General features: G+C 59.2%; 21 protein-coding genes. 9 read left to right on the plus strand and 12 right to left on the minus strand.

Annotated elements, in window-relative coordinates; translation table 11 throughout:
* The first annotated feature begins 17 nt into the window (after nucleotides 1–17).
* Together SynA1560_RS13220 and SynA1560_RS13225 are read left to right on the plus strand one after the other, a co-directional pair.
* Nucleotides 18–1319 (plus strand): glycosyl transferase, encoded by a 1302-nt coding sequence (locus SynA1560_RS13220; RefSeq protein ID WP_186471229.1) that lies wholly within the window; start codon nucleotides 18–20, stop codon nucleotides 1317–1319.
* 163 nt (nucleotides 1320–1482) lie between these two features.
* The gene (locus SynA1560_RS13225) at nucleotides 1483–1722 is read left to right on the plus strand and encodes a DUF1830 domain-containing protein (protein WP_186469679.1); all 240 of its coding nucleotides are present in this window, start codon (nucleotides 1483–1485) and stop codon (nucleotides 1720–1722) included.
* Between the two features lie 96 nt (nucleotides 1723–1818).
* Here SynA1560_RS13225 and urtE read toward each other — a convergent pair whose 3' ends face one another.
* From urtE to ureE, 8 genes are all read right to left on the minus strand, one after another.
* On the minus strand, nucleotides 1819–2529 hold the full coding sequence (gene urtE, locus SynA1560_RS13230; RefSeq protein WP_186500777.1) for an urea ABC transporter ATP-binding subunit UrtE: 711 nt from the start codon (nucleotides 2527–2529) through the stop codon (nucleotides 1819–1821).
* A complete protein-coding gene (urtD, locus tag SynA1560_RS13235; protein WP_186469681.1) occupies nucleotides 2526–3281 on the minus strand; it encodes an urea ABC transporter ATP-binding protein UrtD in 756 nt (251 codons plus the stop codon). The genes urtE and urtD overlap by 4 nt, the downstream gene beginning before the upstream one ends.
* On the minus strand, nucleotides 3278–4540 hold the full coding sequence (gene urtC / locus SynA1560_RS13240; RefSeq protein ID WP_255476984.1) for an urea ABC transporter permease subunit UrtC: 1263 nt from the start codon (nucleotides 4538–4540) through the stop codon (nucleotides 3278–3280). The genes urtD and urtC overlap by 4 nt, the downstream gene beginning before the upstream one ends.
* A 4-nt stretch (nucleotides 4541–4544) precedes the next feature.
* Nucleotides 4545–5699, minus strand: a complete 1155-nt coding sequence (locus SynA1560_RS13245; RefSeq protein ID WP_186469682.1) for a branched-chain amino acid ABC transporter permease — start codon at nucleotides 5697–5699, stop codon at nucleotides 4545–4547.
* Nucleotides 5700–5792: 93 nt separating this feature from the next.
* Nucleotides 5793–7103: an urea ABC transporter substrate-binding protein gene (urtA, locus tag SynA1560_RS13250; protein WP_186469683.1), complete on the minus strand. Its 1311-nt coding sequence runs from the start codon at nucleotides 7101–7103 to the stop codon at nucleotides 5793–5795.
* 119 nt (nucleotides 7104–7222) lie between these two features.
* Nucleotides 7223–7828, minus strand: a complete 606-nt coding sequence (ureG, locus tag SynA1560_RS13255) for an urease accessory protein UreG (protein ID WP_186500778.1) — start codon at nucleotides 7826–7828, stop codon at nucleotides 7223–7225.
* Nucleotides 7828–8496: an urease accessory protein UreF gene (locus SynA1560_RS13260; protein WP_186469685.1), complete on the minus strand. Its 669-nt coding sequence runs from the start codon at nucleotides 8494–8496 to the stop codon at nucleotides 7828–7830. The genes ureG and SynA1560_RS13260 overlap by 1 nt, the downstream gene beginning before the upstream one ends.
* A complete protein-coding gene (gene ureE / locus SynA1560_RS13265; RefSeq protein WP_186469686.1) occupies nucleotides 8493–8945 on the minus strand; it encodes an urease accessory protein UreE in 453 nt (150 codons plus the stop codon). The genes SynA1560_RS13260 and ureE overlap by 4 nt, the downstream gene beginning before the upstream one ends.
* A 99-nt stretch (nucleotides 8946–9044) precedes the next feature.
* Between ureE and SynA1560_RS13270 the strand changes: the two genes are divergently transcribed.
* From SynA1560_RS13270 to SynA1560_RS13300, 7 genes are all read left to right on the plus strand, one after another.
* Nucleotides 9045–9983, plus strand: coding sequence for an urease accessory protein UreD (locus SynA1560_RS13270; protein ID WP_186471230.1), 939 nt, complete (start codon nucleotides 9045–9047; stop codon nucleotides 9981–9983).
* An 18-nt stretch (nucleotides 9984–10001) separates the two neighbouring features.
* Entirely contained in the window at nucleotides 10002–10304 is a 303-nt protein-coding gene (locus SynA1560_RS13275; RefSeq protein WP_038552166.1) for an urease subunit gamma, read from the plus strand.
* Nucleotides 10305–10314: 10 nt separating this feature from the next.
* Nucleotides 10315–10635 carry an urease subunit beta gene (locus SynA1560_RS13280; protein ID WP_186469687.1) on the plus strand — a complete coding sequence of 107 codons (321 nt, stop codon included), beginning with the start codon at nucleotides 10315–10317 and terminating at the stop codon, nucleotides 10633–10635.
* A gap of 3 nt (nucleotides 10636–10638) precedes the next feature.
* Nucleotides 10639–12348, plus strand: a complete 1710-nt coding sequence (gene ureC / locus SynA1560_RS13285; RefSeq protein ID WP_186469688.1) for an urease subunit alpha — start codon at nucleotides 10639–10641, stop codon at nucleotides 12346–12348.
* A gap of 14 nt (nucleotides 12349–12362) precedes the next feature.
* Nucleotides 12363–13115, plus strand: coding sequence for a type 1 glutamine amidotransferase (locus SynA1560_RS13290; RefSeq protein ID WP_255476985.1), 753 nt, complete (start codon nucleotides 12363–12365; stop codon nucleotides 13113–13115).
* A gap of 188 nt (nucleotides 13116–13303) precedes the next feature.
* Nucleotides 13304–13471, plus strand: a complete 168-nt coding sequence (locus tag SynA1560_RS13295; protein WP_186469690.1) for a DUF4278 domain-containing protein — start codon at nucleotides 13304–13306, stop codon at nucleotides 13469–13471.
* An 81-nt stretch (nucleotides 13472–13552) separates the two neighbouring features.
* Complete coding sequence (locus tag SynA1560_RS13300) at nucleotides 13553–13771, plus strand: hypothetical protein (protein WP_186500780.1); 219 nt, start codon at nucleotides 13553–13555, stop codon at nucleotides 13769–13771.
* A gap of 3 nt (nucleotides 13772–13774) precedes the next feature.
* On the opposite strand, the gene SynA1560_RS13305 is transcribed toward SynA1560_RS13300, so the two are convergent.
* The 4 genes from SynA1560_RS13305 to SynA1560_RS13320 all read right to left on the minus strand — a co-directional run bounded on the left by SynA1560_RS13305 (nucleotide 13775) and on the right by SynA1560_RS13320 (nucleotide 18938).
* Complete coding sequence (locus SynA1560_RS13305) at nucleotides 13775–14452, minus strand: DUF1028 domain-containing protein (RefSeq protein ID WP_186469692.1); 678 nt, start codon at nucleotides 14450–14452, stop codon at nucleotides 13775–13777.
* The gene (locus SynA1560_RS13310; protein ID WP_370523165.1) at nucleotides 14449–15738 is read right to left on the minus strand and encodes a Zn-dependent hydrolase; all 1290 of its coding nucleotides are present in this window, start codon (nucleotides 15736–15738) and stop codon (nucleotides 14449–14451) included. The genes SynA1560_RS13305 and SynA1560_RS13310 overlap by 4 nt, the downstream gene beginning before the upstream one ends.
* A 95-nt stretch (nucleotides 15739–15833) precedes the next feature.
* Nucleotides 15834–17858 (minus strand): asparagine synthase (glutamine-hydrolyzing), encoded by a 2025-nt coding sequence (gene asnB / locus SynA1560_RS13315; protein WP_186469694.1) that lies wholly within the window; start codon nucleotides 17856–17858, stop codon nucleotides 15834–15836.
* A gap of 9 nt (nucleotides 17859–17867) precedes the next feature.
* Entirely contained in the window at nucleotides 17868–18938 is a 1071-nt protein-coding gene (locus SynA1560_RS13320) for an aspartate carbamoyltransferase (RefSeq protein WP_222930016.1), read from the minus strand.
* Between the last annotated feature and the right edge of the window lie 74 nt (nucleotides 18939–19012).

The raw sequence follows: 19012 nt of genomic DNA on the forward strand, positions 1-19012 counted from the left end.
GTCGCATTGGACACCGCATGGATTTTCAGCAGAGTCTGATCACCACGGTTCATGACTACAGCCTTGGCAACCTCGATGCCATTGCCTTCAACAAGGAACTCAAGCAGCGACCGACGGCCCTCTTGATTCCTTGCCTGATGGAGGAATTCAGCCGTCCGGCTCTGACGCTCATCCGCGACACCCTGGCATCACTCACCGAACTGACATCCCTCGTGATCGCACTCTCGGCAGAGAGCGCTGAGGATGTCGCAGAAGCGGAGCGCTTCTTCGCCGACATGCCATTCCCTGTGCGCGTGCATTGGACCAATGGCCCCGCCGTCGGAGAAGTGCTTTCGTCCATGGCAAGTCTTGGGCTGGAATTGACCGGGCCTCCCGGCAAGGGTTGGGCTGTGTGGCAAGGCCTGGGAGTTGCCTGCCAAGACGCGGAGGTGATCGGACTGTTCGACGCTGACATTCGCACCTTCGGTTCGGGCTATCCAGAACGGATGCTGCGGCCTTTGTTGGACCCCTCCCACGGCATGGCCTACGTCAAGGCCTTCTACAGCCGCCTCTCTCTGGAAACACAGGCACTTCAGGGTCGTGCCACACGCTTGTTTGTTGGACCGCTCCTAGCCAGTCTCGAGCAGATCTTTGGGCCCCTCCCTTACCTGCGCTATTTGCAAACCTTCCGTTATCCCCTTGCAGGTGAGTTCGCGTTTACGCGCGATCTGGCCATGAACCTACGCATCCCCTCCGACTGGGGGCTGGAAATGGGTCTCCTGTCTGAGGTCTACCGCCATGTGGCACCCAGCCGCATCACTCAAGTGGACCTGGGCCTGTTCGATCACAAACACAAAGACCTCGGACAGAAGCCCAATGAAGGTCTTCAACGCATGGCTAGCGAAATCTTCTGCACGGTTCTGCGTAGCCTGATGGAACATGAAGGTTGCGTGGTCTCCATGGATCAGCTCCCAACTCTCGAAGTGCTCTACCGACGAGTCGGAGAAGATCGCGTGCGCCAGTTTGGTCTCGACTCCGCCATTAATCGACTCCCCTATGACCGCCACGGAGAAGAGTTGGCCGTCCACCGATTCGCCGATCTGCTGCGGCCTGGTCTTGCCTCATTGATGGAATCCCCCATCGCCCATCAGCTGCCGAGTTGGTCGCGCCTGAACAGCTGCAATCCTTCCTTTGCAGATGACCTTGCGCAGGCAGGACAGGCTGGTCGTTCCTCGACTTACAGCTCCGCCATGATGCGCCGGCCTCGCCGACCGAACTGCGAAACCGTGAATCCTCGGCTGACCCGCCCCAGCCGACCGTCCACACCCACAGCTGCCTGAATCACTCCCTTCTGCGTTGCCGATGGATGCAGTCATCGCTACATAAATCGAGCGTTTGGTATCACCACAGAAAATTGGTTCTGAGTCAGTGCTGATTCGGTGACCAATCAGACATTGACCTTGTCGCCGGCTAGCGACATTGGGGACCTTGTCTTTACTTCCAATGCTTGAGTGCGTTTATCGCAACGACACCAACCGGATGGTGATCGTGAAGCTGATCGGCGATCAACAGTTTTATCGAGAAAAGGTCGTCATGCCCATGGAGGTGTTCTGGTTCGAAGCTCCGGAGCAAACGCGACTCGAGATCTGGCAGATGTCACCCCAGGGTCAGATGTTGCATGTGCGTGCTGATATCACCGACTATGTGTATGTGGAAGAGGCGGCGGCAGCGAAGAGTGCCTGAGCCTTCCAAGAACTACCTTGGCTGCTTCAGGAGCTTTGCCTAGACCGTGCAAACCCTTTGGTGCAACTCGGCCTTGAACACAGCACGAACCCAAGCTCAGACGCTGAGAAACTCATCCACCACCGATTGGCTGAGCTCACTGGTGGGACCGCTGGCAACGATTCCACCCCGCTGCATCGCGTAATAACGATCCGCTTGTCGCACGAAATTCAGGTGTTGCTCAACCAGCAGAACACCGATCCCCGTTTCAGCGATAATCCGCCGCACCGCCGACTCGATGTCCTGCACGATGTTGGGCTGAATGCCCTCCGTGGGTTCATCCAGTAACAGCAGCTTTGGCTTGCCGAGCAGGGCTCTGGCGATGGCGAGTTGCTGCTGTTGTCCGCCGCTCAAATCACCTCCCTTTCGCGGGAGGAACTCCTGCAGCACAGGAAAGAGCTCATAAACGATGGGATCGATCCGACGGCGGCTACTCAGCCCACCGGGCAAAGCTTCCATCCCGAGCAGCAGGTTTTCCTCAACCGTGAGCTGAGGAATGATTTCACGGCCCTGGGGGACATACCCCAACCCAGCCCGTGCCCGTTGATGTGGAGCCGCGCGGTCGAGTCCCTTGCCATCGAAGCTGATCTGACCGCTGCGCGGACGCAACAGACCGATCAAGGACTTCAGCAGGGTGGTCTTGCCGACACCATTGCGCCCAATCAGGCAAACCATCTCTCCAGCCTTCACCGTGAGATCCACATCCCGAAGGATGTGACTCTCGCCGTAGAAGGTATTGAGACCTCGAATCTCTAACAGCGTCGTCATGCGTTCTCCTCCTCAGTGCTGCCGAGATACACATCAATCACGCGTTGATCGACCTGAACTTGATCCATGGTTCCCTCACAGAGCACATGGCCCTGATGCAGAACCGTGACCGGACTCTCGAGGCGGCGGATGAACTCCATGTCGTGTTCGATCACCAGCACCGTGTGATCACCGGCCAGGGATTTGAGTAGATCCGCGGTGAGGTCAGTCTCCTCATCCGTTAGCCCTGCAACCGGCTCATCGACCAGCAACAAATCAGGGTCCTGACCGACGAGCATTGCAATCTCTAACCACTGCTTCTGTCCGTGGGACAGGGAACCTGCCTTCCAGTCGGAACGGTGCTGCAAATTGACGATGCCCATCAAGTGATGCACCCGGTCACGCTGCTCAGCACTTAGGCCTCCGAACAACAACGGCCAGGGTTGCTTGGGTCGACTCACCGCCAGGGCGAGATTTTCCTTCACCGTGAGCTTTTCAAACACCCGCGGGCTCTGGAACTTGCGACCGATCCCCAAGCGTGCGATGAGGTGCTCGCTGGTTCCGATCAGCGAACGACCCTTGAACACCACATCCCCTTCTGTGGGGGGCGTTTTACCAGTGATCACATCCAGGAAAGTGGTCTTCCCGGCTCCATTGGGTCCGATCACAGCCCGCAACTCACCAGGCTGCAAGGAAAGATTGAGATCACGAAGGGCCAGAAACCCATCGAAGCTGACGGTGATCTGACTCAGTTCCAACAAGGAATGGCTCATGGCTGCACCTCCTCCTGACCTTCAAATTCGAGCTGCGGATACGTCCCACTACGACGCACAATCCCCAGGTTGTTGAGTAACTGACCACATCGAACCAGCCAGATGCCGAGACGGTTCATCGCTGTTGAATCAACACTTTTGTCGATCAGCACATCGCCCCAGGCAATCGCTTGATTGCCCACTTGGTTGAGCAAGGAACCCAATCGGTTGAACCCGTTGCCAGGGCCTTCGCCACGGAACCAGCCGATCACACCCTCCGGCAGAACCGTCACCACCAGGATGAACAATCCGCCCTGAATGAACAGCCAGGTCTCCGGAAACACCTCACTCACCAGACTCTGGGCGTAGTTGATCACCACAGCGCCGAGAATCGCTCCCACCAAGGTGCCGCGTCCCCCGACCGCCACCCAGATCACCATGTCAATCGACATCGGCACCTCCATGAATTGCGGCGAGGCACTACCGGATTGGACGGTGTAGAGAGCTCCACCGATGCCCGCAAGGGCACCGGCCAAACCGAACACGATGGTCTTAAACAATGTGGGGTTGTATCCGGCAAAACGAAGACGCGGTTCGTCATCACGAATGGCGATCAACACATCACCAAAGCGACCGCGCACCACCCAACGCAAGAACGCCCAAACCACAATCACCACAACAGCGGTCACCCAGAAAAACCACCGCTGCATCAATTCAGAACCGACGAACTGACCAAACAATTTCGTCGCCGGCGTCTGCAATCCGTTGGTGCCGTTGATCAGTTTCTGCTGGCCATTGAAGAAGTTGTAGAAGACGAGCAGGGCAGCCTGAGTCAGGATCGAGAAATAGACCCCTTTGATCCGGTTGCGGAACACCAGACCACCCAAAACGGCTGCCAAAAGACCGGGAACCAACCAGATCGCGACCAAAGTGAACCATGGAGATGCAAAGGGATGCCAAAAAAACGGCAGCTCACTGACGCCATAAAGGCTGAAAAATTCGGGAATTCCATTGAGGAGATCGCCAGCACTGCTGAGTTGCAGATACATGGCAGCGGCATAACCACCCAACGCGAAGAAAATTCCCTGGCCAAGACTGAGGAGACCGGTGAAGCCCCAGATCAAATCGATGCCGAGAGCCACAATCGCCAAGGCCAGAAAACGACCCAACAGATTGAGCCTGAACTCAGACAGCACCGCAGGGGCCGCGACGATGGCGGCAAGAATCACCACCCAGAGAAGAAGCTGACGCCAACGAGGCTGTTGAAGGAGCTGCAACATCAGATCAAGCCTCCACCATGCGTCCCTTCTGGGGGAACATTCCCGCAGGGCGGAACTGCAAGAACACCACGATCAGAGCGAAGATCATCACTTGGGCCATGCTGGTGGTGGCAAAGAAGGTCACAGCACCAGCCAACGGGGCAGGCATGTCGGGCCAGAGCGTGAGTAATCGGCCGGCTCCGATCAGATCTGTCAACCAACCGATCGTGAAGGAGGCCAGCACCGTGCCAAACAAATTGCCAACGCCGCCCAGCACCACGACCATGAAACAGCCCACGATGTAAGAGTTGCCGACATTCGGGCCCACGGAACCCAGCAGGGAGACGGCCACACCGGCCACACCGGCCAAGCCTGAGCCAATGCCAAACGTCAGAACATCAACCGTGTCGGTCGCGATGCCCAAACAGTCACTCATGGATCGGTTCTGGGTCACGGCACGGATACGCATTCCCCAGACACTGCGGTTCAGGAACCAGGTGACCCCAAGCACCGCCACCACGGTGACCACGATGATCACCAAACGCGGCACCGGAACGGTCAAGCCAAGCAAGTCGATCCCGCCGCGCATCCATTGCGGAGCCGTGACATCCACATTTCGGGCATCCGCCTGAGCCAGTCGACTGATCTGAGACCCCAGGCCATTCGCCAGAACAACGCCCATGAGGGCTGCGACGCCCCAGCTCCCCGCGCGAACCAGCCGTGAGCGAGAACCATCCAGCCAACGATCTGGGAGAAACAACGGCAAACCGAAACCCACCACAAGCGCAAGAATCAAGCCCGACGCATTGGCCATCGGGACACTGCGCACGAACTGCTGGAGGATCAGACTGACTCCCCAGGTCGCCAACAACGTCTCCAAGGGATTGCCGTAAAGACGGCGAATCACCGTGCGTTCCAACAACACACCAACCACGCCGCTGACGAGAAACGCGATTGGAATCGAAACCAGGACGTAAAGGTCGTAGACGGGGGCCAACGCCGGCAACTTAAAAATCAACTGCACCACGAAAGTGGTGTACGCCCCCAGCATGATCAGCTCACCATGGGCGAGGTTGATCACCCCCATCAGGCCAAAAACAATCGCCAATCCAAGGGCGGCCATGAGCAGCACTGAGCCGATAGCCACGCCGTTGAACAGGCTTTCAAAAAGCAGTTGCACGACTGTCTGAAACGAAACGTTCAGGAAAACGACGAAAAAAGGAGCCCGAAAACGAGCTCCTCTGCAAGGAAAGATCGAGCTTGAATCAGCCGATCAGAGCTTGTACTTGCCGCCCTTGGAGGCATCGGTCCAGTCGCAGGCAAAGCCGGTGGAATCAGGGTGGATCTGGTTCCAGGCCTGGGGAGCGATCGGGCCATCGGTCTCCTCGAGGATGGCGAACTGTCCATCCTTGGTGATCTGACCGATGCGCACGGTTTGGGACAGGTGATGATTCGGCATCACAGTGACCTTGCCCTGAGGCGCATCAAATTCGATGCCGACGAGAGCTTCACGCACCTTGTCGTTCTCGAAGCTGTTGGCCTTCTCAACGGCAGCTTTCCAGAGATAAACCATGTTGTAGGCAGACTCCTGAGGGTCAGCCACCTGACGGTCTTCGCCGTACTTCGCCTTGAAGTCAGCCGCGAACTTCTTGGAAGCAGGCGTGTCGATTGACATCATGTAGTTCCAAGCGCCGTAGTGGCCCTCAAGGAACTCAGGTCCAATCGTGCTGATCTCCTCTTCCGCGATGGAGTAGCTCATCACGTAGTAACCGTTGGCGGGGGTGAGGCCAGCATCCTGAATCTGCTTGAAGAAGGCGACGTTTTGGTCACCATTCAGGGTGTTGATGATCACACCGCCGTCAGGCAGGGCCTCCTTGATCTTGGCGATGATCGGGGCGACTTCCGTGTTACCCAAGGGCAGGTAGTCCTCGCCGACCACCGTGCCGCCCAGCTGCTCCACCTGGGATTTGGTGATGGTGTTGGAGGTGCGGGGGAAGACGTAGTCCGAACCCACGAGGAAGAAGGGCTTGCCAGCGGCAGGCGACTTCTCATACATGAACTTGGTCGCAGGCTCAGACTGCTGGTTCGGAGTCGCACCGGTGTAGAAGATGTTGTTGGAGCACTCCTGACCCTCGTACTGGATCGGGTAGTAGAGGAAAGCGTCCTTGGACTCGTAAACCGGGAGCATTTCCTTGCGGCTGGCGGAGGTCCAACCACCAAAGACCACAGGCACATTGTCCTGGTCGATCAGCTTTTTGGACTTCTCAGCGAAGGTGGGCCAAGAAGAAGCACCGTCTTCAACGATGGTTTCGATCATGTATTTCTTGCCATCCACTTCAACGCCGCCGGCGGCGTTGATCTCTTCGATCGCCAACTCTTCGGTATCGACAAGCGTCTTCTCGGAGATCGCCATCGTGCCGGTTAAGGAGTGAAGGATGCCGACGGTGACAGTGCAGTTTTCGCCATTGGCGTCGCACTTGGCGTTGGTGGCGGCCTTCTCACCACCGCCGCAGGCGGTCACAGCCAGACCCAACGACGTTGCGGCCAGGCCGGCAAACAAACGCTTTGAGAGAGAGGAGCTCATGAAATGTGCAATACGGTGATGGACGGACGTCTGACGACGACCGAACCCTGACCATGGCCCTCACACTCACTACAAGAACGTATCAAGAGGAACATTTTTGCCCCCCAAGCGGGCGGCAATCAAAGATTAGGTAGCTGTCGATACACAAACTCAATGATGCGTTCGAGCCCCTCTCCGCTGTGGAGATTGGTGAAGCACCAAGGACGCTCCCCGCGCATCGCGAGCGTGTCGCGCTCCATCACCGCCAGATCGGCTCCAACCAATGGGGCCAGATCAATCTTGTTGATCACCAGCAGATCCGACCGCGTAATACCGGGCCCGCCTTTGCGCGGAATCTTGTCGCCAGCCGCCACATCGATGACATAAATGCAAAGGTCAACCAGCTCTGGACTGAAGCTGGCCGCGAGATTGTCACCACCGCTTTCCACCAGCACCAGATCCAGACCAGGGAACTGGCCCTCCAACTCAGCAACAGCCGCCCGATTAATCGAGCAGTCCTCACGAATCGCCGTGTGGGGGCAGCCACCGGTCTCCACTCCACGAATCCGCTCCGGCTCCAGAGCTCCAACACGCGTCAGGAATTGGGCATCCTCATGCGTATAAATATCGTTGGTTACCACAGCCAGCTGCAGTTGATCACGGAGGCGACGACAGAGCGCTTCCACCAGGGCCGTTTTCCCTGAACCCACCGGACCAGCCACCCCAAGACGCAGCTTGCTGCTCATCAGCTTCGAAACAGGCGGGAATACAACTCAGCATGGGCGAGCTGTGCCATCCCCGCACCCACGCCACCATTCCAGAGCGTTCGAGACCCACAGGCCAGCAATTGTTCCGCTTCACGCCTAATCAAGGGCTGCAAGCGGTGCTGCAGCACCTGAGCACGCGTCGGCCCCAGCGGCAGCAGCCGAACGGCAGCACTGAGCTGATTGGCAACCCAGCCGTAGAGATAACCCTCCACCATCTCCTCCTTGGAAACCTCTAACGCCGATGCCGCAGCGGCCCAGGCGCTTGGCCAGCTCAATGGCACCGCGTCGGGGAGCGGCCGGCCCATGTCAGCCAACAACTGAACCAAAGACAATCCCATCTGACGCAGTTGCGCACGGACCTCAGAAGCTTCACGGGTGGCCAGAAGCCATCCATCCAAATCGATCAAGCGCTGCTTTGCCGCAGCATCACCCCCGCACCAGGCCGCAACCTCCCGCGCTAATGAGGGAAGCGCGGAAGCCTCCAAGCGCAAGGCACCACGGCACAGCTCAGCCTCCAACCAACCCTGCAACTGAAAGTCATCCGCAATCGCCCCCGACTGAATCAGCACTTCCAGCCCCTCGGAATAACTGAAAGCGCCCACCGGAAGGGCAGGACTCACCAGCTGGAGCAAAGACAGCGACGTCATCCGTGGGAATGCTCCGCATAGGCCCCACGTTCAGGAGCGAAGGGCTGACAGCAGCGGCTCACCCGCAGCCCCAGGGTCTGCAACATGTCAGCCAGCACAGGATCGTCTGGCAATAGCAGCTGTTGCTCATGCAGCTCAAGAGCCACATGGCGATTACCCAGGTGATAAGCCGCTTTGAGCAATGCCAGAGCAGACCCCGCTTGCACTCGCAGCAAGGCTTCCGGTGCAGCGGTGACCTCCACCCGCACGGAACAGGCTTGATCCGTGAGGCAATCCCCGGGCTTCAAAGCACCATGCCTCGGCAGTTGGAGCAAAACCTGGCAACCGCAAGCCGTCTGACGCCTTCCTCGCAGCACAGTGCGCTCAGTCGCGGTCAGCGGCAGCTGCAAACCGACCATCGCACCGTCTGGCTCACAACGCTTCTCCAACACGATCACCGTGTCACTCACTAGCAACCCTCTTGCTGCTTGAAGACTGCCCAGCAACGTCCCCAAATTTGGTGTGCACTGCTACAAAACAATCGGTCCTTGCCATCCGAGCCTTCTCGAATGAGAGGTCTTGAGCCCTGGCACGGCCGTTGCCAGCTGCAATTCCACATGGATCAGCACGGCCGCACACGCCATCAAGGGGGCTGCAGTGCGCCCTTCAAACTGATGCGAGGCGAAATCGGCGGCGATGGCCGCTGCGATATCCCCCTTCTGCACACAGCGGGAGGGCTGGTGGGGGGTGACCGCCTCAGCATCGATCTGAACCTTTTAGATCACAGTCGCAGCCTGGTAACCAGTGTGGCCGCGCAGAAGGTGTATGGATCGATCGGCCTTAGCCGCATCCAGCCCCAAGGCTCTTGGGCACAGCAAACCGTGAAGGCACATCTCAGTGACCATGGGGATCTGGAGTGGCTCCCCCAGGAACTGGTGCTGTATGCCAACGCGCTCTATGAGCAGAACCTGAACGTGACCCTGCCTGACAACGCGTCGTTCCTCAGTGCCGAGATTGTGCGACTAGGACGGACCGCTGCGGGCGAACAGCTCGATCAGGGTCGATGGCGCTCCAGCTTGGAGATTCAACGTTGTGGCCCTGAAGGACGTCGCTGGGAACTCGTGGACCGAATCGAACTGGGGGGCGACAGCCTGAGTGACAACCACGGCATGGGCGGAGCCCCGGTGTTTGGATCCCTCGCATGGGCCGCCCCTCGCAAGCTGCAACCATCGGAAATCCAAGAGCTGCTGGACGGAGCACGGGCGGATCGTGAAGGCCTGGAGGGCACGATGCGCTGCAGTGCGCTGGCGCAAGGACTGGTGGCTCGCTATCTGGGCCACTCCAGCCGCGACGCTCGCTTCTGGTTCAGCCGTATCTGGGCCCGCACCCGCCATTTGAGGAACCTCAGTCAGCCCGAGATCCCACGGGTTTGGCCCTTACAGGAACAGCCCTTACAGCGATCAAAGTCCACGCTGAACACTGCGCCGGCGCCGGCAGAGACACACTGAACAAGACCGAGCTTCGCCATGCATCTCAGTCCCCAGGAAAAGGACAAGCTCCTAATCGTGACCGCAGCACTGCTGGCTGAGCGGCGCTTGAACCGTGGTCTGAAACTCAACCACCCCGAAGCGGTGGCCTGGCTCAGTTTTCTGGTGCTGGAAGGCGCCCGCGACGGCAAGAGCGTGGCGGAGCTGATGCAGGACGGCACCACCTGGCTGCGTCAAGACCAGGTGATGGAGGGCGTGCCCGAGCTCGTCCATGAGGTGCAGATCGAAGCGGTCTTTCCCGATGGCACCAAGCTCGTCACCCTGCACGACCCGATTCGCTGAGGCAGAACCCATGGCACCTCTCATACCAGGCGAACTGCTACCCGAACCGGGAGAACTCGAGCTGAATGCAGGCCGCCCCGTCACCACGCTGAGCGTCTCCAACAGCGGCGACCGGCCGGTGCAGGTGGGCTCCCATTTCCATTTCGCCGAAGCCAACGCCGCCCTGCAGTTCGACCGTGCCGCGGCCCGCGGTCAACGGCTCGACATCCCCGCTGGCACCGCCATCCGCTTCGAACCCGGCGACAGCCGCGACGTGCACCTGATTCCCTTCGCCGGTGCGCGACGCGTCATCGGCTTCAACGGCCAGATCAACGGACCCCTCGACGCCTGACCCATGCCCTACCGCATCTCCCGCCAGGCCTACGCCGAAACCTACGGACCCACCACCGGCGACCGGGTTCGCCTGGCCGACACCGATCTGATTCTGGAAGTCGAGAAGGACTACACCGTCTACGGCGATGAGGTGAAGTTCGGCGGCGGCAAGGTGATCCGCGACGGCATGGGCCAGTCCCAGACCCCGCGTGCCGAAGGCGCCGTCGATACGGTGATCACCAATGCCCTGATCCTCGACTGGTGGGGCATCGTGAAAGCGGATGTCGGCCTCAAGGACGGCCGCATCGTCGGCATCGGCAAAGCCGGTAACCCCGACACCCAGGAAGGGGTGACGATCGTGGTGGGCCCCGGCACGGAAGCCATCGCCGGCGAAGGACACATCCTCACGGCCGGTGGCATCGACACCCACATCCACTTCATCTGCCCCCAGCAGATCGAAACCGCCCTGGCCAGCGGGGTCACCACCCTGATGGGCGGTGGCACCGGACCGGCCACCGGCACCAATGCCACCACCTGCACGCCCGGCGCCTTCCACATCGGCCGGATGCTCCAAGCCGCCGAAGGCTTGCCAGTGAACCTGGGCTTCTTCGGCAAAGGCAACGCCAGCACCCCAGAAGCCCTGGAAGAGCAGGTGCGCGCAGGCGCCTGCGGCCTGAAGCTGCATGAAGACTGGGGCACTACCCCCGCCACGATCGATGCCTGCCTGTCGGTGGCCGACCGGATGGATGTACAAGTGTGCATCCACACCGACACCTTGAATGAAGCCGGCTTCGTGGAAGACACGATCGCCGCCATCAAAGGACGCACCATTCACACCTTCCACACCGAAGGTGCCGGCGGCGGCCATGCCCCCGACATCATCAAGATCTGCGGCGAGGCCAACGTGCTTCCGAGCAGCACCAACCCAACCCGGCCCTACACCCGCAACACGCTCGAGGAACACCTCGACATGCTGATGGTGTGCCACCACCTCGACCCGAAGATCCCCGAGGACGTGGCCTTCGCCGAATCAAGGATCCGGCGCGAAACGATCGCCGCCGAAGACATCCTTCACGACCTGGGCGCCTTCTCGATCATCGCCAGCGACTCCCAAGCCATGGGCCGCGTGGGCGAGGTGATCACACGCACCTTCCAGACCGCCCACAAGATGAAGGTGCAGCGCGGTGCCCTGCCGGAAGACTCCGCTCGCAACGACAACCACCGGCTGAAGCGCTACATCGCCAAGGTGACGATCAACCCGGCGTTGGCCCACGGCATCAGCAGCGAGGTGGGGTCGATCGAAACCGGCAAGCTCGCCGATCTCGTACTTTGGAAGCCGGGCTTCTTCGGCATTCGCCCGGAACTGGTGGTGAAGGGCGGTTCGATCGTCTGGGCCCAGATGGGCGATGCCAACGCCTCGATTCCCACCCCCGGCCCGGTGCACGGCCGACCGATGTTCGGTGCCTTCGGCAAGGCCCTCGCCCCCAGTTGTCTCACCTTCGTGAGCGCAGCGGCGATGGATGCCGACATTCAACGCCAGCTGGGGCTGGAACGCACCTGCAGGGCGGTAATGGAAACGCGCAGCGTGGGTAAGAGCGGACTCAAGCTGAATTCAGCGCTGCCGGAGGTGAGCGTGGACCCGCAGACCTATGAGGTATTCGCCGACGGTGAATTGCTCACCTGCGAGCCCGCTGAAGTGCTGCCCCTGGCCCAGCGCTATCTGCTGCTTTGAGCCCCACGCTGTTGGTGGTCCAACACGTGGACCACGAAGGGCCTGATTTGATCGGCCGTTTGGCAACCCAACAAGACCTCACCATCCGAATCCTGCGTCCCGACCTGGGTGATGCGCTACCCGCTCCGGGCGACTGCCCTAACTGCCTGGCTTTGGTGCTGGGGGGACCGATGGGCGTGAACGATCGACACAGCCCAGGACTGAACTGGCTCCAAGCAGAACTCGATTGGCTAACTGCCTGGCACCAGGCTGAAAAGCCGGTCATCGGCATCTGCCTGGGGGCACAGCTTCTGGCTGTTGCCGCAGGCGGTTCAGTGGAACCACTGCATGTAGGGGAACCACCTCAGCCCCTAAAAGAAGTCGGGCTTGGGGCGATTCACTGGCTGATCGGAGCCGACACCGAACCGTTGCTGAAGAACCTGGGCACAAGCACCACGGTGCTGCATTGGCACGGCGACCGGATTCATCTCCCAAAGCAGGCGACGCTGCTGGGCTCCTCACTGCACTGTGCAGAACAGGTGTTTCGAGTCGGTCGCCACGCTCTTGGCCTGCAATGCCACCTCGAAGTGAGCACGGCATCACTCCAGCAATGGATCGTGCAAGACGAGGCCTATGTGGTGAGCGCCATGGGCGCGGAAGGCCCTGCGCAGATCATGCGGATGTGGCATCGCGTGGGAGACGACTTGCAAACCCAAGGCTCACGTTTCTTCGAAGCCGCCCTGCGGCAGTTGCTGCCGCTCACGACCGGAAGCAGCGCAGGCAAATAAGGTTTCGCCAAGCAAAAATCAAACGCAAAAGTTTTCTAAAACTGTATCCATCTGAACAACCAAAGAAGAAATCCACAGCGGACAATTATTTAGTAGCAACTGCTACCAAGCGTTCACCACGCAAGACGCGTGGCGCAGTACGACTCAGGCCATGGAACGGGGACCTGAGCTTGCTTCGTTGAACAACCATGACCACACTCCTCTATCGCGGAAACACCTACAGCCCCAACCACGGCGCCGCACAAAAGCCCGTGATTCAGCTGACGTACCGCCGCAATGTGTACCAGTCCCGCCAGACCACTCCTCAAAGGGTCCCCGTGGAGTTGATTTATCGCGGCGTTCAGTACACACGCTGAGGAATTCGCAACTCGGTATCAAGAAAAACAACTGAGGCCAGGGCCTTGAGGAGTTAATGGACCCAGCGATGCATTGGGTGCGTGGATCTGATTGCACAACCTCACGACTCCGACCTGGTGCTGCTTCAACCAGCGAGCATCCACGGAGTGTTCTGGCTCCAATGCCACTTTCCCGAAAGTGAGTGGGATGCTCTGCTGTCCGGGCAGGCCGTGTTCGAAGTGAATTGCATGAAGCAACTTGCTCAAGATGCTCGCCAAGCCGGCGTCAGCCTGGATTGGGCAACATCAGTGGCCTCCTGAGAGTCAGCCCGCTATCAGACGGTTTAAGCGTGGCAATTCGGCAAACGAATCGCGCCACTCTTGAGCCCAGAGCTCCTGACTGCGTTCATAAACACGCATCAACTCTTCAACGGCAGAATCACGAAAGTCGACGCGCAAATCCAAAAGTGGAAAAGCGGCTTCCCCACTCACTTGAAGCGCAGCCGATGTTGATGTGTCAGAGCGTTGGTCTCCGCCTGCTGCTTCACCTGCCTGAAGAGCCAACATCAATCGACGGCCTAATTTCCACGTCGGGTCGCTGCAGAGGAAAGATTCTTCGATTGCTGCAAGTACTGCATTACTAGCCAAATAATTTCCCGCCACTGAAAGATTTGCGTGATGGCGGTGGCCTGCCCAGCCTCCACAAGACTGGCCAGTCCAACAGGCTGTACGACCAGTGGAATCAATGAGATGAAACTGGCGTTGATCACGGTGAGGGTCATCGGCGAGCAGGCTGCTCAAGACCTCATCGGCATCCGCACTTTGTTCAAGCCGTTCCAGCCCACAGATGCCGAGATAAGGATTGGTGTGTGCTTGCGTAGCCACAGCACCAACCCCCGCACGAATGTGAGGGACGGTGGATCCCACCGCCAAATGGCAAGTTGCCACTGCGACCCCAAACCGGCCGTTGCTTGGATCTCGCGCAACGATCGAAAAGGTCATGTGAGGGCACTGTCAAGCCGCTGAATGGTTTCCAGCAAAACAGCAGTGCCATCCACACACTGGCGGTCAGTGGTGAATTCGGCCGCTGAATGGCTGAGACCATCGCGGCTGGGAACAAAAATCATGCCCATCGGCCAGCGACGGCCAATCTCTTGGGCATCGTGACTGGCACGACTCGGCAGCCCACTCCAGCGGAGGCCGAGATCCGTGGCCACTGACGCGATGGTCGACATCACCATGGCATCAGCTGGGGTCGGCTCCACCTGAAACTGAGGCTCCAAACGAATGGGGCATCCCGTCGCAGTGGAAATCCGCTCGAGCTCCATCTCCAGGTTGGAGACCAATTGATCCAAGACAGCGGGGCTGAGATCCCGAATATCCACCGTCATCGAAACGGAGCCGGGCACCACGTTGGCGGCATTGGGCCAAACCTCCAGCCGACCCACCGTCGCCACAGGATCCCCTGGGTGAAGTTGGGCGATGGACTCGACCGCGAGCACCACTCTGGAGGCTGCAGCCAACGCGTCCTTGCGCAACGTCATCGGCGTCGTACCGGCATGGTTGGGCTGACCCTCCACCTGAATGGAAAAACGACGCTGGCCAACGATGCCTTCAACAACACCGATGGCATCACCGCGATGCTCCAGCACAGCACCCTGCTCAACGTGCAATTCCAGAAATGCTGCAATCGCCTGATCAGCACGACGGGCAGACGCCAAGGACGGCCAGTGCCCCCCGATGCGCTTCAGGTTGACGTCAATCGGCTCACCGTTGCTGGTGGCATAAGCCGTTGGCTCAGCAGAGGCAGTCCCAGCCATGCCCTTGCAACCGACCATCGTTGACTCTTCGTCAGCGAAGGCCACCACTTCAAAGGAATGACGCAATTCAAGGCCTGCATCCATAAGGGCACGAGCTGCCTCAAGGCCGGCCAACACGCCGAGAACGCCATCAAAACGGCCGCCGGTTGGCACCGTATCTAAGTGAGAGCCCGTCATCAGCACGGGCAAAGTGGGATCCTGCCCTTCCAAGCGGCCAATCAGATTGCCAGCCGTATCGACACGAACTTTCAAGCCGGACGCTTTCATCCAGGCCGCCAGCTGATCACGACCCTGCACATCAGTCGCACTGAAGCCGCGCCGACACACACTGCCATCGGCCTGCAGACCGATGGAGGCCATCTGATCAAGCGATTGAATGAGGCGAGCACGGTTGGGGGTTACCGCTGTTTTCCGAACCGTTGCCTCCACTGGAGTGGCTTGTGGACGATTGGAAAGCAGTTGTGGCAATGGTCGTGACCCTTAGTTCAAACCAACGGTCACTCTCGCCTGGGTTTTCGAAACTTCCTGTCGTCAATGCAACTGTTTAACCCTGATCAAAGAATTCAAACGGGCATCAAGACACGCCATCCCAACCGCTCCGCCTCCTCTCGTGCCAAAGCGGGAACATCAGCAGCCACGAACATGCGGTGCAACATCTGCACTCCCAGCAGGTGGTTGATCACAGCGTCCATCTGAACACGCTCGGAATCCGTGGTCTGCGGGTGGTCATGGCGATCAAAGAGAGCCCGTACGCCGTCTTTGCTCAACAGTCCAGCGGCATCAATCGCTTCATCACTGAGATAGTCATCCGCCAACTGTTTCATCTGCGCCCACTTCTCCGGCTCCGTGTGGGCAGGGGGCGCCATGAAGGCAAACTTCTCACGCTTGTAGAGCACCTCGGGTAGCAGCCCAGCCATCGCTTCCCGCAACACGTATTTCTCTGTTTTGCCTTTGATTCGCAACTCTGGCGGAACCCGCACCGCGGCGGCGGCGAGGTGGTGGTCCAAAAAAGCCGGACGGGCTTCCATCGAATTCGCCATATCGACACGATCACCACCCCAGGTCAAGATCTGACCCTCAAGCATGGTTTTGATCCAGACGTACTGGGCCTTGTCCAAGGCATGGCGACCCTCAAGTTGATCGGGATCGAGCTGATCGGCGATCGCCTGGCCAGGCGAGTACCCCTCGACCGCCTGGCGATGAGAGTCCGCCAGCAATGCCGGCACGAGAGGGGCACAGGCAAGCCAGGGTTGCAGGCAACTCGGTGTGAAACCCACCACATCCTCCAAAGCAGGATCATCCACTTGATCGGCGGCCAACATCGCCCCCTGAACCAGAGCATTCGACTGCTGCAAAAGCGACTCCCAGCTGCTGCGTTCCTCCTCCGGCAGATCATCAAGACCGTGCAGGAACATGTCGCGGCGGAACGCGGGGTAGCCACCGAACAACTCGTCGGAGCCTTCACCCGTCATCACCACCTTGTAGTCAACGTTGTTGACGTGGCGACTCATCAGATATTTGGCCACCGCCAGGGTGTTGTAAATCGTGCGCTCCGCATGCCAAAGGGTGCGCTCCATGAATCCATAGAGCTCACGTCCTGACAGGCGCATCACATCCTGCTCCGCTCCCGTGGCTTCCGCCATTTCCTGAGCGATCGGTGATTCGTCATATCGGGCATCATCAAAGCCGATGGTGAAGGCCCGCACTGGGGACTGACTCACTGCAGAAGCCAGACCAAGAATCGAACAACTGTCGATCCCGCCGGAGAGGTAACAACCGACCGGCACATCAGCAACCATGCGCAGTTCGACGGCCTCCAGCAGCGCTGCGCGCACGGCCGCAACATGATCAGCCTCGCTCAGGCTTTGATCGCGCTCATCCTTGCGCGGAAAGTTCAGATCCCAATACGACCACTCGGACACCTCGAGCTGACCCTGGGCACGCTGCACCTTCAGCACGTGCCCAGGCTTCACCTGGTGAACCCCTGCAAAGGCAGTGGTGCCCGGCACCATCGTTTGCATCAGCTGATGGAACAAGCCTTCCGAGGTGAAACGTCGCTCCACCGCAGGATGGGCGAACAACACCTTGAGCTCCGACCCGAACACCAATCCCTCGGATGTCATGGCCCAGTACTGGGGTTTGATCCCAAAACGATCCCGCACTAGATAGAGGCAATCCTCCTCGCGATCAAACAGAGCGAAAGCGAATTCCCCTCGTAGCAAGGGCAAGGTCGCGTTCAAGCCCTGGCGCTGATAAAGCCGCAGCAGAATCTCGGAATCGCTCTTGCTGCTGAAACGAACTCCCTGAGCGGTGAGATCGGCGCGAATGCGCTGAAAGTCATAGAACTCGCCGTTGTGGGCCATCAACACCTCACCGTCATCGGTAAGAAACGGCTGCCGCGCTCTTGACTCATTGAGATCAATGATCGACAGCCGGGCATGGCAGAAACCAACCCCTGCCTGATCGAGACACTCCACCCCGAAGCCATCCGGCCCGCGATGGGCTTGGATCGCTGCCATGTTGACCAGCAACTGCCGATCGACCGTCTGGTCACGATCAGCGTTAAACACACCTCCGATACCGCACATAACCCTGATTCAGACGACGTCCATGACCCGGTCAGCCCGGTTCACCATGCAGGTGAGGAGAGCCATACGCAGAAACACCGCACCTCGGGCCTGGCTGAAATACCAGTTGTGAGGTGTCTCATCCACGCAGGTGCTCAGTTCGGCTCCCCGAGCCAGCGGATGCAAAACAATGGAGCCGTCTTTGTAGGGGAGATCCTTGGTCAACCGGAACTGCGATCCATGCACCTCAAAACTGTCGCCCACCCAGGCGATGGCATTGATGTAGGTGACATCCAAATGTGGCAATTCCGTGAGTAAGTCTGTGCTGCAACGCAAGTTGAGACCAGCCTCCTGGAGCTCCTCACACTGACCGGCATCAAACAACGTGTCTTCAGGATCCGCCTCAGCGTGATGAATCACCACGACCTCCTCAACGATCTGAGGGAACTTGGCCAGAATCCTGAGTAGCGAACGCACCGTGCGCATCCTGGACGGCACACCGATCACGCCGATCCTGATTCTCTGGTCCGCTGAAACGATGGGCTGGGCCAGGCTCGGACGCCACTTGAAAATCGTGAAGAGATCCGCCATCGCCTGCGTCGGGTGCTCATCCAGGCCATTCCCGGCATTGATGATTGGAATGCGCAGGGTTTGCGACATGGCGTAAACCGCTCCGGGATCGCTGTCCCGCAACACCACGCAGTCGCCGTAGTTGTTGAACATGTGCGCCACATCCTCAAGCGATTCGCCTTTAGCAATCCCCGTGGTGGAGCGATCCGTGATGTTGATGGAGCTGCCACCGAGCCGATGCCAAGCACTGTCGAACGACAACCGAGTGCGCGTGCTGGGCTCATAGAAGGCGTTGATCAAGATCTTGCCCTGCAGCGGCATGTTGTGCGTGATGTAGCGCTCGGGATTGCTCTCGTACTTCGCCGCCAATCGAAACAACTGCAGCAGCGTTTGCGGACGAAACGACTGGATCGAGACCACGTGCTGATCCACGAGGTCGAGCAGGGGTTCCGCCTCCTCCTCAATGCAGGTCAGCAGCGACTGGGGGTGCGTACGGCCGTAGACGTCTGGGCCAAGGGGCGCGAATCGCATGGGCGCCTCCTCAACCTCCAGGGCAACTTGCTTGGTATTCAACATCGAGGCTCCTAGGCGCAATCCCGATGAAA

The sequence above is a fragment of the Synechococcus sp. A15-60 genome (genome assembly GCF_014280095.1).
In the GTDB taxonomy this organism is placed as follows: Bacteria; Cyanobacteriota; Cyanobacteriia; order PCC-6307; family Cyanobiaceae; genus Synechococcus_C.

Excerpts from the sequence above, each read along its gene's own strand:
- SynA1560_RS13220 (WP_186471229.1), top strand. The coding sequence starts at position 18 with ATGGATTTTCAGCAGAGTCTGATCACCACGGTTCATGACTACAGCCTT.
- SynA1560_RS13225 (WP_186469679.1), top strand. The coding sequence starts at position 1,483 with ATGCTTGAGTGCGTTTATCGCAACGACACCAACCGGATGGTGATCGTG.
- urtE (WP_186500777.1), bottom strand. The coding sequence starts at position 2,529 with ATGACGACGCTGTTAGAGATTCGAGGTCTCAATACCTTCTACGGCGAG.
- urtD (WP_186469681.1), bottom strand. The coding sequence starts at position 3,281 with ATGAGCCATTCCTTGTTGGAACTGAGTCAGATCACCGTCAGCTTCGAT.
- urtC (WP_255476984.1), bottom strand. The coding sequence starts at position 4,540 with ATGTTGCAGCTCCTTCAACAGCCTCGTTGGCGTCAGCTTCTTCTCTGG.
- urtA (WP_186469683.1), bottom strand. The coding sequence starts at position 7,103 with ATGAGCTCCTCTCTCTCAAAGCGTTTGTTTGCCGGCCTGGCCGCAACG.
- ureG (WP_186500778.1), bottom strand. The coding sequence starts at position 7,828 with ATGAGCAGCAAGCTGCGTCTTGGGGTGGCTGGTCCGGTGGGTTCAGGG.
- SynA1560_RS13260 (WP_186469685.1), bottom strand. The coding sequence starts at position 8,496 with ATGACGTCGCTGTCTTTGCTCCAGCTGGTGAGTCCTGCCCTTCCGGTG.
- SynA1560_RS13270 (WP_186471230.1), top strand. The coding sequence starts at position 9,045 with ATGAGAGGTCTTGAGCCCTGGCACGGCCGTTGCCAGCTGCAATTCCAC.
- SynA1560_RS13275 (WP_038552166.1), top strand. The coding sequence starts at position 10,002 with ATGCATCTCAGTCCCCAGGAAAAGGACAAGCTCCTAATCGTGACCGCA.
- SynA1560_RS13280 (WP_186469687.1), top strand. The coding sequence starts at position 10,315 with ATGGCACCTCTCATACCAGGCGAACTGCTACCCGAACCGGGAGAACTC.
- ureC (WP_186469688.1), top strand. The coding sequence starts at position 10,639 with ATGCCCTACCGCATCTCCCGCCAGGCCTACGCCGAAACCTACGGACCC.
- SynA1560_RS13295 (WP_186469690.1), top strand. The coding sequence starts at position 13,304 with ATGACCACACTCCTCTATCGCGGAAACACCTACAGCCCCAACCACGGC.
- SynA1560_RS13305 (WP_186469692.1), bottom strand. The coding sequence starts at position 14,452 with ATGACCTTTTCGATCGTTGCGCGAGATCCAAGCAACGGCCGGTTTGGG.
- asnB (WP_186469694.1), bottom strand. The coding sequence starts at position 17,858 with ATGTGCGGTATCGGAGGTGTGTTTAACGCTGATCGTGACCAGACGGTC.
- SynA1560_RS13320 (WP_222930016.1), bottom strand. The coding sequence starts at position 18,938 with ATGCGATTCGCGCCCCTTGGCCCAGACGTCTACGGCCGTACGCACCCC.